Annotated in this window: 14 protein-coding genes; 13 read left to right on the top strand and 1 reads right to left on the bottom strand. The window is 72.8% G+C overall.

The annotated features are described in order from the left end of the window. Positions 1 to 13 precede the first annotated feature (13 nt). Both ACZ3I4_RS15235 and ACZ3I4_RS15230 read left to right on the top strand, forming a co-directional pair. Positions 14 to 1,864: a VanW family protein gene (locus ACZ3I4_RS15235; protein ID WP_465382530.1), complete on the top strand. Its 1,851-nt coding sequence runs from the start codon at positions 14 to 16 to the stop codon at positions 1,862 to 1,864. Between the two features lie 25 nt (positions 1,865 to 1,889). Continuing rightward, the gene (locus ACZ3I4_RS15230) at positions 1,890 to 2,360 is read left to right on the top strand and encodes a hypothetical protein (protein WP_465382529.1); all 471 of its coding nucleotides are present in this window, start codon (positions 1,890 to 1,892) and stop codon (positions 2,358 to 2,360) included. Here ACZ3I4_RS15230 and ACZ3I4_RS15225 read toward each other — a convergent pair. Beyond that, a complete protein-coding gene (locus ACZ3I4_RS15225; RefSeq protein WP_465382528.1) occupies positions 2,357 to 3,325 on the bottom strand; it encodes a GNAT family N-acetyltransferase in 969 nt (322 codons plus the stop codon). The two genes, ACZ3I4_RS15230 and ACZ3I4_RS15225, sit on opposite strands and share 4 nt — an antisense overlap. An 82-nt stretch (positions 3,326 to 3,407) precedes the next feature. Here ACZ3I4_RS15225 and fdxA point away from each other — a divergent pair, with 82 nt between their 5' ends. The 11 genes from fdxA (at position 3,408) to ACZ3I4_RS15170 (ending at position 14,470) form a co-directional block, all read left to right on the top strand. Beyond that, a complete protein-coding gene (gene fdxA, locus ACZ3I4_RS15220) occupies positions 3,408 to 3,734 on the top strand; it encodes a ferredoxin (RefSeq protein ID WP_465382527.1) in 327 nt (108 codons plus the stop codon). Continuing rightward, positions 3,731 to 4,822, top strand: a complete 1,092-nt coding sequence (gene dapC, locus ACZ3I4_RS15215; protein ID WP_465383007.1) for a succinyldiaminopimelate transaminase — start codon at positions 3,731 to 3,733, stop codon at positions 4,820 to 4,822. Before fdxA ends, dapC begins: the two co-directional genes overlap by 4 nt. Before the next feature lie 99 nt (positions 4,823 to 4,921). Further along, positions 4,922 to 5,332 carry a hypothetical protein gene (locus tag ACZ3I4_RS15210; protein ID WP_465382526.1) on the top strand — a complete coding sequence of 137 codons (411 nt, stop codon included), beginning with the start codon at positions 4,922 to 4,924 and terminating at the stop codon, positions 5,330 to 5,332. After that, entirely contained in the window at positions 5,329 to 7,176 is a 1,848-nt protein-coding gene (locus ACZ3I4_RS15205; RefSeq protein WP_465382525.1) for a hypothetical protein, read from the top strand. Before ACZ3I4_RS15210 ends, ACZ3I4_RS15205 begins: the two co-directional genes overlap by 4 nt. 43 nt (positions 7,177 to 7,219) lie before the next feature. Beyond that, entirely contained in the window at positions 7,220 to 8,302 is a 1,083-nt protein-coding gene (locus ACZ3I4_RS15200; RefSeq protein WP_465382524.1) for a S8 family peptidase, read from the top strand. Positions 8,303 to 8,391: 89 nt separating this feature from the next. Further along, positions 8,392 to 8,856, top strand: coding sequence for a hypothetical protein (locus tag ACZ3I4_RS15195; RefSeq protein WP_465382523.1), 465 nt, complete (start codon positions 8,392 to 8,394; stop codon positions 8,854 to 8,856). A 92-nt stretch (positions 8,857 to 8,948) separates the two neighbouring features. Then, entirely contained in the window at positions 8,949 to 9,596 is a 648-nt protein-coding gene (locus tag ACZ3I4_RS15190; RefSeq protein WP_465382522.1) for an SIMPL domain-containing protein, read from the top strand. A 51-nt stretch (positions 9,597 to 9,647) separates the two neighbouring features. Continuing rightward, the gene (locus ACZ3I4_RS15185; RefSeq protein WP_465382521.1) at positions 9,648 to 10,979 is read left to right on the top strand and encodes a DUF4407 domain-containing protein; all 1,332 of its coding nucleotides are present in this window, start codon (positions 9,648 to 9,650) and stop codon (positions 10,977 to 10,979) included. Positions 10,980 to 11,010: 31 nt separating this feature from the next. Further along, the gene (locus tag ACZ3I4_RS15180) at positions 11,011 to 11,535 is read left to right on the top strand and encodes a PadR family transcriptional regulator (RefSeq protein ID WP_465382520.1); all 525 of its coding nucleotides are present in this window, start codon (positions 11,011 to 11,013) and stop codon (positions 11,533 to 11,535) included. After that, positions 11,532 to 12,209: an ABC transporter ATP-binding protein gene (locus ACZ3I4_RS15175; protein WP_465382519.1), complete on the top strand. Its 678-nt coding sequence runs from the start codon at positions 11,532 to 11,534 to the stop codon at positions 12,207 to 12,209. Before ACZ3I4_RS15180 ends, ACZ3I4_RS15175 begins: the two co-directional genes overlap by 4 nt. Beyond that, positions 12,206 to 14,470: an FtsX-like permease family protein gene (locus ACZ3I4_RS15170; protein WP_465382518.1), complete on the top strand. Its 2,265-nt coding sequence runs from the start codon at positions 12,206 to 12,208 to the stop codon at positions 14,468 to 14,470. The genes ACZ3I4_RS15175 and ACZ3I4_RS15170 overlap by 4 nt, the downstream gene beginning before the upstream one ends. Positions 14,471 to 14,472 lie beyond the last annotated feature (2 nt).

Below are 14,472 nucleotides of genomic sequence, written 5' to 3'. Positions count from 1 at the left end.
GTGAGGTGAGCACGTGACGTCCAGGTCCGAGTGGTTCGGCCGGCCGCCCCACGCGGAAGCCGGGCCGGACGACACCGTCATCCTCAACGAGGCGCCCGGCGACAGCGTTGCGGCCTCTGCCGGGTCACAGGTCACAGGTTCGGGGCTTGTTCCGCCGGCCCAGCGCGAGGCGCCGCCGGACGAGACGATCGAGGAGCCGCCGCCGCGGCGCAATCGGGGCCGGTGGCTGCTCGCGGCCGGTGTGGTGGCGCTGCTGGGTGTGGGTGCAGCGGGCTCGGCGGCCTACGTGACGACCGGGGACATTCCGCGTGGCGTCGAGGTGCTCGGGCTGGGGCTCGGCGCGCTGACGATCGCGGAGGCCGAGAAGGCGCTGCGGGATCACGTCGCGTCGCGCTCGGCCCAGCCGGCCCGCGTCCGTCTCGACGGTCAGAACCTGACGGTCACCCCCGAGTCGGCCGGTCTCGCCTTCGACGTGCCGGCCACCGTCGCCGCGGCCTCCCGGAGCGGCCTCCGATTCTTCGGGACCAAGAGCATTCCCCCAGCCGTACGCGTCGACGAGGCCAAACTCGCCGCGGCGCTCCGCAAGCAGCTGAAATCCGAGCGGGTCACCATGCGCCGGCCGGCGATCGCCTTCCGGGGCGTCGCGCCCGTGGCGGCGTACGGGAAACCCGGCCTTGATCTTGATGGTGGTCTTGCCGCCGAGCGGGTGATCGCGGCCTGGCCGACGGGGGAGGTGGCCGACGTGCCGCTGACCACGCGGGCGCCGGTGATGACCAAGGAGCAGGTCGACGCGCTGGTCAGCGACGTTGCGCGACCCGCCGTGGCCGCGCCCGTGACCGTCCGGGCCGGGGCGGGATCGTTCGTGCTGACGCCCGCGACCATCGCCGAGGGCCTGGTCTTCCGGGCCGACAGCGCGGGCAAGCTGATTCCGGCGATCGACGGCGCCAAGCTGCGTGCGGCCGGCGCCGCCGAGTTCCGCAAGGTCGAGACCCCGGCGCGACCGGCCACCGTACGCCTGCGGAACGGCCCGCAAGTGGTGCCGGGCGTGCCCGGCCGTCAGGTCGACGTGGCCCGGCTCGGCCCCGAACTGCTGAAGGTGCTGCCCGCCGCGGGCCCCCGCCAGATCACCGGCGTGCTGGTCCCGGCCGAGCCTCGGACGAGCGTCGCCGACGTGACCAAGCTCGGCATCAAGGAGAAGGTGTCGGCCTTCACCACCTACTTCACCGGCGGCCGCAACGCCCCGCGCAGTCAGAACATCATCACGGTGGCCAAGGCCGTGGACGGCGCGATCGTGCGGCCGGGCGCGACGTTCTCGCTGAACCGGCACACCGGCGAGCGCAACTACGCCAAGGGATACAAGGACGCGCCGGTGATCGTGAACGGCGTGCTCGAGCCGGGCGTCGGTGGCGGCGCCTCCCAGTTCACGACGACGCTGTTCAACGCGGCCTACTACGCGGGCCTCGAGGACGTCGAGCACAAACCGCACTCGTTCTACTTCTCGCGCTACCCGTCGGTGATCGAGTCGACGATCTTCTATCCGACGCTCGATCTCAAGTTCAAGAACACCACGCCGTACGGGATCCTGATCGACACCGCCACGACCGGGCGCTCGGTGACCGTCACGATGTGGAGCACCAAGGTCTACGACAGCGTCAAGACCGTCTACGGACCCCGCCGTAACCGGACCAGCCCGCCGACCGTGCAGCGCGAAGCCGGACCCCGGTGCATTTCCTCCAGCGGACTCCCAGGCTTCACCCAGGACGCATGGCGCGTCATCCGCAAAGATGGCCGGGAGATCGAGCGCGAGAAGTTCACTTGGCGCTACGATCCCGAGCCACGATTCGTCTGCGGCGGCGCGGAGTAGCCGCCGGGCAGTCCCGGGAGGTCCCATGAGGCAGCAGCGCTGGTTCCCGATCGCGGCGCTGGCGGTCGGTCTGTTCGCCATCAACGCGGTGGCCCGCCTGGTCACCCGCTTCGCCTTCGAGGACAATGACGCCGCCGAGACGCGCACCACGGTGGTCATGTTCGCGTTGATCGGCGTGGTGCTGGCCGGGTACGCGTTCTGGGCCTCGCACCGCCGCCGGCCGTCCGAGTGGCTCGTTCCCGACTGGGTCGTCGGCGTGGCCGGCGCGATGCTGCTGACCCTCCTGGTCGGACCGTTCATCAGCGGCGAGCAGCCGTTCGCGGGCGGCTCGGACCACTTCTTCGCGCAGATCGCGTTGTATGTCGCGTTCGCCGGTGGCGGCACGCTGGTCGGCTACTGGATCTCGGTCGCGATGGCCCACGACTACCGTTCGCGCTCGCTCAAGGCCTACACCGAGACCCGCCAGGCCAAGCCCCGCCGCATCGTCCGCCGCTAAGCCGTGTCCGGCGCCTCGCGCGTCAGATAGGTGTGGTGAGTGGTGAAGCCCACCCGCCCGTAGAGCGCGACCGCGCTCGTGTTGCGCTCCTCGACCTGCAGATAGACCCTCGAGCTGCCGTGCTGGGCGCCCCACTGGGCCAGCCCGCGCAGCACGTGCTGGGCCAGGCCCCGGCGGCGAGCGTGCGGGGCGGTCTGCAGCAGCGCCACGCCGAGCCAGCGATCCGGACCGGTCACCGCGCCGCGACCGACCGCGAGCAGGTCGCCGCCGGTGTCGCGCACCTGGGCGAAGACGACGTCGGCCGGGGCGGTCAGGATGCGGGCCGCGGCGGGGGGCAGCGTGCCCTTGTGCTCGGCCACCATGGCGAACCAGTCGTCGCCGGGGCTGTCGGCCAGCTCCACCAGAGGCAGATCGGACCGGGCCGGCAGCGCGCCGACCAGCGAAGACAACGACGCGGTCTGCACCAGGGTGAGCGGCCGGGCGCCCCAGCCGCGGGCGTCGAGGGCGGCGTTGACCGGAGCGGCCAGCGGCATCGGCGCGTTGATCAGGGGGCGCTGACCGTGTGCGGAATACCACTCCACGACCGCGTCGACGGCGGCCTCGAGCGGGCGGTCCGGATCGCCGACCGCGAGGGCCGAATTTGCCCGGCCGGTCCAGTTTCCGGCGGCCCGGAGGATCCAGTTGCCCAGCCTGGCCTGCGTCGGAGCCGGCCAGGCGTCGTTGGCCGCCAGCTCGAGGGCGACCACCTCGGCCGCGGGCGGGCGCCGGGCGGGCGGGACCCGTTTGGCGCGATGCACCTCACGCAGGGGGACGCGCACGGTGCCCTTCTCGGTGGCGATCGTAAGATCGGTGTCGGTGAGATCGACCAGCTCACCGAGGGCATCCGTGTAGAGAGTCCGATTCTGGGAAACGCCTACAATTCGGCGTACCACCACCCGGTGTCCCACATCCTGCCGACGGAGCACGTGTCACCTCCTCCGGCGGTGATACTAGGCTCTGCAACTGTCGCCGGCGGTCCCCGCGGCGTGGCTTTGGAGGGAAAGACCCGTGACCTACATCATCGCTGAGCCATGCGTCGATGTGCTCGACAAGGCGTGCATCGAAGAATGCCCGGTCGACTGCATCTACGAAGGCAACCGGATGCTCTACATCCACCCCGATGAGTGCGTCGACTGCGGGGCCTGTGAACCGGTCTGCCCGGTCGAGGCGATCTTCTACGAGGACGACGTGCCCGAACAGTGGAAGGACTACACGACGGCGAACTACGAGTTCTTCGAGGACCTCGGCTCGCCCGGTGGCGCCGCCAAGGTCGGCAAGATTGACAAGGACACGCCGTTCATCGTCTCGCAGCCGCCGAGAGGGGACGCGCACTGAGCGCGCTCTCCGCGGCTCTGCCGGATTTCCCCTGGGATCTCCTGGAGCCGGCCAAGGCCCGGGCGGCCGCACACCCCGACGGGATCGTCGACCTCTCGGTCGGCACCCCGGTCGACCCCGTGCCGCCGCTGATCCGGCGCGCCCTCGCGGACGCGTCGGATTCGCCCGGATATCCGCTCACCGCGGGAACTCCGGCCCTGCGCGCGGCCATCGCGCAGTGGCTGGCCCGGGCATGCGGCGCCTCGGGCACCCCCGGAGTGCTGCCCACGATCGGCTCCAAGGAACTGGTCGCCTGGCTGCCCACCCTGCTCGGCGTCGGCCCTGGCGACACCGTGGTGATCCCGGCCATCGGCTACCCGACGTACGAGGTCGGTGTGCGGCTGGCCGGGGCCAAGGTGATCCGGTCCGACTCGCTCACGGCGGTCGGGCCCGACCCGTCCGTACGCCTGATCTGGATCAACTCGCCGTCCAACCCGACCGGCAAGGTGCTGCCCGTCGAGCACCTGCGCAAGGTCGTCGCGTGGGCCCGCGAGCGCAACGCCGTGGTCGTCAGCGACGAGTGCTATCTGGCGCTGGGCTGGGAGACACGGCCCGTCTCGGTGCTCGACGACGCGGTGACCGGCGGCGACTACACCGGCGTGATCGCCGTGCACTCGCTGTCCAAGCGGTCCAACCTGGCCGGCTACCGCGCGGGTTTCCTCGGTGGCGACCCGGCGCTGATCGGCGAGCTGCTGGCCGTCCGCAAGCACGCCGGCATGATCGTGCCCGCCCCCGTGCAGGCCGCGATGATCGCCGCGCTCGGCGACGAAGAGCACGTGGCCGCGCAGCGTGACGTCTACGCCGCGCGACGCGAACAGCTGCGAGCCGCGCTCACCGGAGCGGGATTCGAGATCAGCCACTCCGAGGCCGGTCTCTACCTCTGGTCAACCCGCGGCGAAGACAGCTGGAAGACCGTCGACTGGCTCGCCGAGCGGGGCATCCTGGCTGCTCCGGGCGCCTTCTATGGCCCCGCCGCCGAGCAGCACGTGCGGGTCGCGCTCACCGCCACCGACGAGCGGGTCGCCGCCGCGGTCGCCCGTCTGGCATAGCACCGTGCGTGATCATGGGATCGCGCACGGCTTTGCCATGTAGACACCTGTCGCTACCCTCGGTGCGTTGCGAGACGACGTAGCTACGGGGAGGCAGTCGTGAGTGACGGCATTCGCGTCGATACCGACGGTCTGAACAAGTTCTCCGATCGGGTTCAGGACGACACGTCCCGGACCCTCGAGCCGGGGTATTCCGACGCGCGGGTGTCCTTCGGCACCGGGGTCCGCTTCGGGGTGAACAACGCCAGCGGAAGCGTGCACGCGGCCAAGGCCCGATACGCGGCGAGCGTGCAGGCCTCGACGGCCAACATCGAGGAGTACATGGCCGCGGCCCGCGTCCTGGCCGACGCGGCGGCCAAGGTCGCCACGGCCCTGGACGCCACCGACGTGCGCGCGGCCGACCGCACCGACTGGATCAACGGCGCGCTGGTGGCCGCCGCGACCGAGGCCCAGCAGCGGCGCGAGGCCGCCGACCGGGCCGTCCCGCACGGCGGGCGGCAGGCGATATGAGCGACCCGGTGCTGACCAGCAGCTACTGCACGAACTGGGGCGCGTTCAACACGCCCCGGCTGTGGTCGATGGTGATGAACGAGGAGGACGGGCTCGCCCGCGAGCAGGTGCAGGGCTGGAAACGGCTGGCCGGGTCGATCCGCGGCCAGCACCAGGCGCTCGCCGCGGCCAAGGCCGACCTGATCGCCGCGTGGCCGCCCGACCAGAACGCTTCGGCCGAGGCCTTCCTCAACGAGCTCGACCGTCTGATGGCCCGGCTCGAGGTGGCCTCGACCGACGCCGACACCACGGCCACCGGCCTCGACAAGATCTTGAACGCGCTCGACACGGCCAAGAAGTCGATCCAGCCGCTCTGGGAGAAATACAAGGACAAGAGCGACGACCTGATACCCGCCTGGTTCGACGGCGCCGAGGACGAGCTCGACGAACAGGCCCGCTCCGTCATGATCAGGATGGAGGGCGCGGTCTCGGACGCGGTGGCCGACCTGCGGGTGCCCGATCCGTACAACTTCAGCGTCGGCGAGGGGCCGCAGGAGTGGCCACCCAAGCCGACCGGGGGCGGCGGTCCGGGCTCCGGCTCGGGGCGCCTCGGGTCGGGCGGGGTCAGCGCCGAGGTGCCGCACTCTCCGCCGCCGCCGTTACCGGGCCAGGAACCGGTTCTGCCCGACACGCCCGGTGGCCCGTCCGCCGGCGCACCCGGTGGTTCCTCGGGGTCCGGCGCGGGCGTGGGGGCAGGTGTGGGCGTTGGGGTTCTGCCCGGTGGGCCGGATCTGGCCGGCGTGATCAATCCGCCGCCGCCCACGTCTCCGGCCACGCTTCCGGCCCCGAGCGGTGGGCCGATTCCGGGTGGAGGCGGGCCCGTGGGAGCCGTTCCCCCGCTGGTGCCGGGGCTGTTGCCGGGTGGTGGCGGTGGCGGCGGTCCCGTGCCGGGGGCCGGTGCCGGGCGTCCTCCGGTGAGCGGAACCGGTCGCGGCCCGGGTCGGACACTTCCGTCCGGCGCGGTCATCGGTCAGCCGGGGTCGATCGGTGGCCCGGGAGCGGCCGGTGGACGTGGCCTTGGTGGCACCGCCGGTCGTGGCGTCGGGAGTGTGGGGCGTCCAGGCGGCGCGGGTGCCCGGAAGGGTGGCGCGGGCGGCATCGGTGGCATCGACGGTGAGCCCGGTCGCGGTGGCGTCGGTCGCGGGTCCGGCGGCCCGCAGTTGAGCGGCGTCGGCGGCCCGGGCGGTGCGGGCGGGCGTGGCCTCGGCGGGGTGCGTGGACCCGGCGGTGCTCGCGGCCGTTCCGGTCGACGTGACGATGACGAGGCGGGCGGCATCCGTCCCGGTGCCGGCGACGTCGAGGCCTTCGGTTCGGCCCCGACCGGCGCTATTGGCGGCCCGCTGGGCGGCACCCCGGCAGCCGGCGGCCGTGTGGGCGCGGGTGGCGTCGGCGGTCGTGGGGCCGGTGCCGGTGAGGTTGGCGGCCGTGCAAGCGGTGCCGGTGGGGTCGGCGGCCCGGCAAGCGGTGCCGGTGGGATCGGCGGCCCGGCAAGCGGTGCCGGTGGGATCGGCGCGGGCGGTCGTCGGCCGGGCGGTGGCGGTGGCGGTGCGGGCGGCCGCGGTGCTGCGCGTGCGCCTCGGCCGGCCTGGCTGCCCGACGACCCGGTCGGACCCGATCGCCACACCTTCGCGGGCGGCGCCCAGGGCAATCGTTCCGGCGGGCGATCCGGCCGCGGCGAGGAACCGACCGGTTTCGACCCCGACAACCTCTGGCAGGTGGCCGAGGGCGTCACCCCGGTGATCAGCCCCGGCGCGGACGACGACTGGCACGACCCCGGCCCCAACGTGATCGGTCGCCGCGGGTGATCCTGGTTGTGACGCGGATGCGGGTTGCCCGGGGCGTGATCGGGTGATCGGAGTGGCTCGGCGGGTGGGGGCGGCGTTCTTTGCTGCCCTGCTTGTCGTGCTGCTCGCCGGGGTGCCCGCGCGGGCCGACTCGTGGCGGGATCGGCAATGGTATTTCGGGCCCATGCGGCTCGCGCAGGCTCAGCAACTCGGCAAGGGTGGCGCCGGGGTGACGGTGGCCGTCATCGACACCGGTGTGGACATCCGGCATCGGGATCTGCGTGGGGCGACCGTGCCGGGATGGGTCGTGACGCGCAACGAGCCTTCCGACAATGTGGACACCGGACCGCACGGCACGGGCATCGCGACCCTGATCGCCGGGCGTGGTCATGGTGAGGGCGCCGGGCTGCTCGGGGTGGCGCCGCGTAGCAAGGTCATGCCGATCCGGCCGGTCAACGACGACCTGCTCATCTCGAACGGCATCAAGTGGGCCGCCGATCACGGGGCCAAGGTGGTCAACATGTCGTTCGACCTCGAGTCCGATCAGGTGCTCGAGGACGCCATCGCCGAGGCGTCCGCCCGGGATGTCGTGCTGGTCGGCTCGGCCGGCAACGGCGGGGGCGGCGTGGTCGAACCGGCCTCTTTCCCGCACGTCATCGCGGTCGGGTCGGTGGGCCGCGACAACCGGATCGCGTCGTTCTCCAACCATGGTCCCGAGGTCGACCTGGTCACGTACGGTGTCTCGATCCCGGTGGCCCGCCCGGGCGGCCGGTACGACGTCAGCAACGGCACGAGCCTCTCGTCGGCACTGGTCGCCGGTGCGGTCGCGCTGATCCGGGCGCGGTATCCCGACATGCGCGCCGACGAGGTCGTCGACCGGCTGATGTCCACGGCGATCGACCGGGGTCCGAAGGGTCGCGACGACCGCTACGGCCAGGGCCAGCTGGATCTGATCGCGGCCCTGACCGCCCCACGCGCGGCGCCGTCGGCATCACCGGCCGCGCAGCCGCCCCGGGCGACCGCGGCATCGTCCACGTCCACGGACGACAGTGGCGTGCCGCCGTGGCTGATCGTGGCCGTCGGCGTGCTGGTGCTGGTCGTCGGGGTGTCCGTCCTCATGCTTCTTCGGGCACGCCGAAGTTCCTGATCAGCGGCGGGACGGTGGCCCGAAACCGGCATTCGCCCAACCGAATGTGTGCGCTACTCTCGGTGTCACCGGAGATCGGGGGAGCGCCGGTGAAGACACATCTTCAAACAATCAGTGGTGTCGACCGCACCGGCACGGCCTATGCGGTCGTCGACTTGGTGGGCCGATTCGTCGACATTGGCCTGAGTCCCGGCTGGTGGCCGACGCTGGGCCCGGCGCGCGTCGCGGCGGGCCTGGTCGAAGCGCTCGATGCGGCTCGCATGCAGGCGGCACTGGCGCCGCTCGTGCAGCGGGGCGAACGGCACGACGCGGCCCGGTCGCGCATCGCCGAGGCATACAGGCTGATCGACGAGGGTCGTGAGCAACCGGCCATCCAGGTGATCCTCGGCCCGCGCGGCCTGTTCCGGCTGCACGTGCGCGGCGGTCGCGTCGACGGCGCCGAGATCGGCGCGGTCACGCCGGCCGACACCGAGCGCCTCTGCGCCGACGCCCGTGACGTGCTGACCGAGCTGGCGGGCCGGCGAGCCGCCACCCGATACGCCCCGGCCGGTTAGCCGGAGGCCGAGCAGGGCCGGCCGAGCGTCGAGAGCGACTGCCCGCGCGGCCGTCCGAGGCGCGACGAGCCGCGCCCGGGTAGCGTCGGGGCATGGTCGAGCAACCGATGATCGTGGTCCGCGGCGAGGCGTTTCGGGAAGTGCCGCCCGAGCAGGCGCTTCTCACCGTGAGCCTGTCCGCCCGCGACCGCGACCGCGAGACCGTGGTGAGCCGCCTGCTCGAACGCTCCGGCGAACTGCACGCGCTGCTGGCCGAGTCGGGCGACGCGATCGAGCGGCGCGAGACCGGCGGCGTCCGGGTGCTGCCCGAGCTCAAGCGGGGCAGCGAGCGCGTGGTGGCGTACACGGGAAGCATTGACACGACGGTGACCGTGACCGACTTCGAGCCGCTCGGACAGATGCTGCTGCGGCTGGCCCGGCTCGAGCACGCCGCGGTGTCCGGGCCCTGGTGGCAGCTGCGTCCGGGCAGCCGGGCGGGGGCCGAGGTGCGCAGCGCGGCCATCGCCGACGCTCTCGCGCGGGCCCGCGAATACGCCGCGGCCGTCGGCGCCCAGGTCGACAAGCTGGTCGAGATCGCCGACGAGGGTGTGGGCGGGGGTCAGCCGATGATGCGCATGGCCGCCTTCGACGCCGGGGCGCCCGAGTCGGCCGGGTTCGACGTCGACCCGCAGCCGCAGACCGTGCAGGCCTCGGTGACGGTCCGGGTCACGATCACCGAACCGGATCTCGTCGCGCGGTAAAACCCGGCGTTTCGGGCACAAAGCCTCTTGGGATCGGCCAGACTCGGCTGCATGCCGAAGGGCCGCAGAGACGTGCTGCTGCGGGTGGCGAACGTCAACCCGGCCAGCGTGACCACGCACACCGATCGGGTGCTCTACAGCGCGATCGGCGTCTTCATCCTGCTCTATTTCGTGTACGCGACGATCGGCGGCGCCGCCTTCATCGACGCCGGCTCCAACTACCAGCATCCCTGGTATCGCTGGCTGGTCGGGCCGCTGGTGGCGGCGGGCGTGGTCGCCTACGACCGGGCGGTCGTCGGCCGGGTCGGGATCAGCTACGAGCGGCTCGAGTCGACCGACCCCGGGCACCTGCTGAAGAAACCGACCATCGGGCTGTACGCCGGACGCCTCGGGCTGGCCCTGCTGTTCGCGGTGCTGATCACCGAGCCGCTGATGCTCTCGCGCTACCAGGGCGAGATCGACGCCCGGCTCAACGAGGTGCACAACCAGCAGTTGAGCCGGATCGACCGTACGGGCGTGGTCGGCACTTATGCGGCCCGGATCGACGCGCTCAAGCGGGAGACCGACGCGGACGACGCTGCGGTGCGCAGCCTGACCGACCGCGCCGCCCAGAAACGCCAGGACGCCCGCAAGCTCTATCAGCAGGCCGTCGACGACTCGGCTGGGAACGGCGTCACCCGCGCGGCCGGCTGCCCCATCGGCGGCTCCTGCGACCAGCTCGTCAAGCGGTCCCGCTCGCTCGACGACGAGGCGACCGCGCTCGACGTGCAGGCCGGGCGGCTGCTCGACACCCAGCGCACTGCCCGGGAGGCCCGCTCGGAGGAGCAGGTCGAGCTGACCGGCCGGATCGCCGAGCAGCGTGAGGCCAACGAGGTCGCGGTCAAGGCCGACGCCGGTTTCGGCGCGCGGACGGCGGCCATGTGGCACCTGGTGACCAGCGACTTCTGGGGCGTGGGCGTCTTCTATCTGGGGATCACGCTGCTGCTGGTGGCGCTCGACTGCGCCGCCGTGGGCCTCAAGTTCGCCTCGCGCGGCAACGGCTACGAGCGGAACGAGGCCCGCACCGCCCGCCGCCGCGAGCACGAGGCCACGCTGATCCACGAACGGGAGATCCAGGACGCCCGTACGTACGGGGAGGCGATGGCCCGGGTGGTGGCCGACGGCATCGAGGCGGCGACGCGCGACGCCGATGTGGCCCGCAGCTCGGCCGAGCGGGCCAGCGCGTTGCTGCGTACGTCGGTGGTCGTGCCGCCCGAGGTCCGCGAGCTCACCGCCCACAACGGCCGTCACCATCGCTCCCTGCAGGCCGAGCTGCTCAACGGCACCGACGGTGGGGGACGGCACCGGCGCCCGCTGCGCGCGCTGCCCTCCGAGGCCGAATAGCGCTATGTAGCCATGTGTATAGTGGCGCGCCATGACGATCGCCACGGCGTTTCTCGCGTTGCTCGAGGGGCGGCCCCAGCACGGCTACGACCTGAAACGGGCCTACGACGAGCACTTCGGCGGCGACCGGCCGCTGCACTACGGGCAGGTCTACACCACCCTGGCCAAGCTGCTGCGTAACGGCCTGGTCAGCGTGGACGGGGTCGAGAGCGGGGCCGGGCCCGACCGCAAGCTCTACACGATCACCGAGGCCGGGGTCACCGACGTGCGGCGCTGGCTCGACGAGCCCGAGAAACCGGATCAATACCTGCAGAGCGCCCTGTACGCCAAGGTGGTCGGCGCCCTGCTCACCGGGCGGTCCGCGGCGGCCGTGCTCGACGTGCAACGCGACGAGCACCTGGTGGCGATGCGCGAGCTGACCCGGCGCAAGCAGAGCGGCGACCTGGCCGACCGGATCATCTGCGACCACGCGCTGTTCCACCTCGACGCCGACCTGCGCTGGCTCGAGCACACGGCGACGCTGCTCGACGAGCTGGCCGAGCGGGTCCGACGATGAGCGCGCTGCTGGCCGCCGAGGGGTTGCACAAGGCGTACGGGCCGACGACCGCGCTGGCCGGGGCCGACCTGCGCGTGCACGCGGGCGAGATCGTCTCAGTGATGGGCCCGTCCGGCTCGGGCAAGTCCACGCTGCTGCACTGCGCGGCCGGGCTGACCAGGCCGGACGCCGGTCACGTGGGCTACGACGGCCGGGAGCTGTCCGGGCTGAACGACGTCGGGCGCAGCGCTCTGCGGCGGCGCGAGTTCGGGTTCGTGTTCCAGTTCGGCCAGCTGGTGCCCGAGCTGACCGCCCTGCAGAACGTGGCGCTGCCGCTGCGCCTCGACGGCGTCTCCCGGCGTACGGCCGAACGCCGCGCCACCGGCCTGATGGACCGGCTCGGCCTGGCCGACAAGGCCCGCTCGCGGCCGGGCGAGCTCTCCGGCGGCCAGCAGCAGCGCGTGGCCGTCGCACGGGCCCTGGTCACCGGTCCGCGGGTGATCTTCGCGGACGAGCCGACCGGCGCGCTCGACTCGGTCGCCGGGGAGCACGTGATGGAGATGCTGACGACCGCCGCCCGGGAGACCGGCGCGGCGGTCGTGCTGGTCACGCACGACGCGCGGGTGGCGGCGTACGCGGACCGGGGGATCGTCGTGCGGGACGGCCGCAGCAGCGAGCGGATGGGCGCGCGATGAGGCGGATCGTGGCCGAGCTCGCGCTTGGCGTCCGGCTGGCTTTCCCGAGCGGCCGCCGCGGCTGGCTCCGGACGGCGATGGCCGCGGCCGGGGTCGCCATCGGGGCCGCGGCGCTGCTGCTGGGCGCCTCGGTGCCGGTCATGCTGGACGCCCGGGAGGCCCGCATTCAGGCCCGCGGCGACAACGTCGGCGTGACCGAGGTGCCGGCGGGCGAGACGCTGATCGTCGCGGGCGTCGACTCGCAGTGGGCCGGCAACGCCGTACGGGGAAGGCTGATCTGGCCCGAGTCACCCGGCGCGCCGTTGCCGCCCGGGGTGCCGGCGTTCCCCGGCGACCAGCAGATGTACGCCTCGCCCGCCCTGCGCGCGGCGCTGACCGGGCCGGACGGCGAGACGCTGCGCCGGCAGATGCCGTACGAGGTCGTCGGCACGATCGGTCCGAGCGGGTTGTCGGGCCCGCACGAATTCGCGTACTACGCCGGCTATCAGCGCGCGGAGAGTCTGGTCGGCGCCGGCTCGTGGCGGGTCGACCGGTTCGGCTACCGGATCGAGGACGAACCCGGCGCCGGCACCTACGTCGTGGTCGTGGCCATGCTGGCCACCCTGCTGCTGCCCGTCGCCATCTTCATCGGGGCCGCGCTGCGCTTCGGGTCCGACACCCGCGACCGCCGCCTGGCCGCCATTCGCCTGGTCGGCGCGGACAGCCGGGCGGTCCTGCGCATCGCCCTCGGCGAGAGCCTGGTGCCGGCCGGGCTGGGTCTGCTGGCCGGCACGGTGCTCTACCTGATGGTTCGCGTCCGGGCGGGCGACCTGCGGCTCTTCGACGTCAGCGTCTTCCCGTCCGACATTCGTCCCGTACCCGTCCTGGCCCTGCTCGTGATCGTGGTGGTGCTCGCCCTGTCGGCCGGCCTGACCCTGCTCGGCTTCCGCGGCGTCGCGGTCGAACCGCTGGGCGTCTTCCGCCGCTCGACCACCTGGAACGGCCGGCTCTGGTGGCGGCTCCTGCCCCTCGCCGCGAGCCTGTGGCTGCTCTGGCCCGTCCTCACCGGGGCGAGCGAACCCGACGAGGACCGGGCCGGGCTGGGCGTGGTCCTGCTGGTGGTCGCGCTGATTCCGCTGCTGCCCTACCTCGTGCCCCTGACCGCCCGGCTGTTCCCCGGCGGCCCGGCCTCCTGGCAGCTCGCCTCGCAGCAGCTGCGCCGGAATCCGGCCGCCTCGACCCGGGCCGTCACCGGGATCGTCGTCGCCGTCACCGGGGCGATCGCGCTGCACACGTTCTTCGGCGCCGCCTCCGTCCGCCGCGCCACCCCCGACGATCCCGCCGATCCCGCGTACGTCCTGCAGGCCCCCGGACGGCCGACGCCGGCCGCCATGCGTGAGCGCACCGCGCTGTTCGAGCAGGTCGACGGCATACGTGCGGGCACGGTGGCCAAATACAGCCTGTACGCCGGTCCGGACGAGACGGGCAGCGGCTACGTCGTCGTCGGCGACTGCGGGTCGCTGCAGCAGATCGCGACGCTCGACCGATGCGCCGACGGCGACACCTTCGTCTCCGGCGACGCGGGCCGGTCGGTCACCCTCGACGTCGGTCGTCGCGAACCGGTGCCCGGCGCGAAGATCCCGGTTCCGCCCCGAGCCCGCCCGGCCCGGCTGGTCGGCACCGACGCGCAGGGCGTCAGGATCGCCCTTCTGCTGACCTCGAGTGTCGCGCCCAAGAGCCTGGCCGCCGTCGAGCCGTGGTTCGTCGAGACGCGGATGTTCGCCTCCGACGACGCCCCGGACACGGCCGCCGGGCAACTCCGGGGTCTCGCGGCCGAGATCGACCCGCTCGCGCAGTTCACCGCTATCGCCCCCGAGATGGACAAGTACGCGTCTCTGCGTATCGCCCTCAACCTCGGCTCGGCGGTGATCCTGCTGATGATGGGGATCGGCCTGCTGCTCGACGTGGCGTCCCGGCTGCACGACCGGCGCCGGCTCCTCGGCGTGCTGGCCGCGATCGGCGCGCGACGTTCCACGGTGATCTGGTCGGTGCTGCTGCAGGCCCTCGTGCCGGTGCTGGCCGGGCTGGTCCTGGCGGCCGGCGCCGGCATCGGTCTGGGCGCGGTGCTCATGCGCATGTCGCGGGTGCCGGTCCTGTTCGGCCCGGCCGACGTCCTCGCGCCGGTGGCCGTCGGTTCCGTGCTCGTCCTGGCCACCACGGTCGGTGTGCTGCTGCCCGCGGCCCGGCGCGTCACCAGCACCGAGGAGCTCAGATACGAGTGACG

The sequence above is a fragment of the Actinoplanes sp. NPDC021490 genome, assembly GCF_055562135.1.
Note: the sequence above shows the minus strand (reverse complement) of the source record. Positions and strands in the feature narration are given on the sequence as shown.

Excerpts from the sequence above, each read along its gene's own strand:
- ACZ3I4_RS15230 (WP_465382529.1), top strand. The coding sequence starts at position 1,890 with ATGAGGCAGCAGCGCTGGTTCCCGATCGCGGCGCTGGCGGTCGGTCTG.
- ACZ3I4_RS15205 (WP_465382525.1), top strand. The coding sequence starts at position 5,329 with ATGAGCGACCCGGTGCTGACCAGCAGCTACTGCACGAACTGGGGCGCG.
- ACZ3I4_RS15190 (WP_465382522.1), top strand. The coding sequence starts at position 8,949 with ATGGTCGAGCAACCGATGATCGTGGTCCGCGGCGAGGCGTTTCGGGAA.
- ACZ3I4_RS15185 (WP_465382521.1), top strand. The coding sequence starts at position 9,648 with ATGCCGAAGGGCCGCAGAGACGTGCTGCTGCGGGTGGCGAACGTCAAC.
- ACZ3I4_RS15180 (WP_465382520.1), top strand. The coding sequence starts at position 11,011 with ATGACGATCGCCACGGCGTTTCTCGCGTTGCTCGAGGGGCGGCCCCAG.
- ACZ3I4_RS15175 (WP_465382519.1), top strand. The coding sequence starts at position 11,532 with ATGAGCGCGCTGCTGGCCGCCGAGGGGTTGCACAAGGCGTACGGGCCG.
- ACZ3I4_RS15170 (WP_465382518.1), top strand. The coding sequence starts at position 12,206 with ATGAGGCGGATCGTGGCCGAGCTCGCGCTTGGCGTCCGGCTGGCTTTC.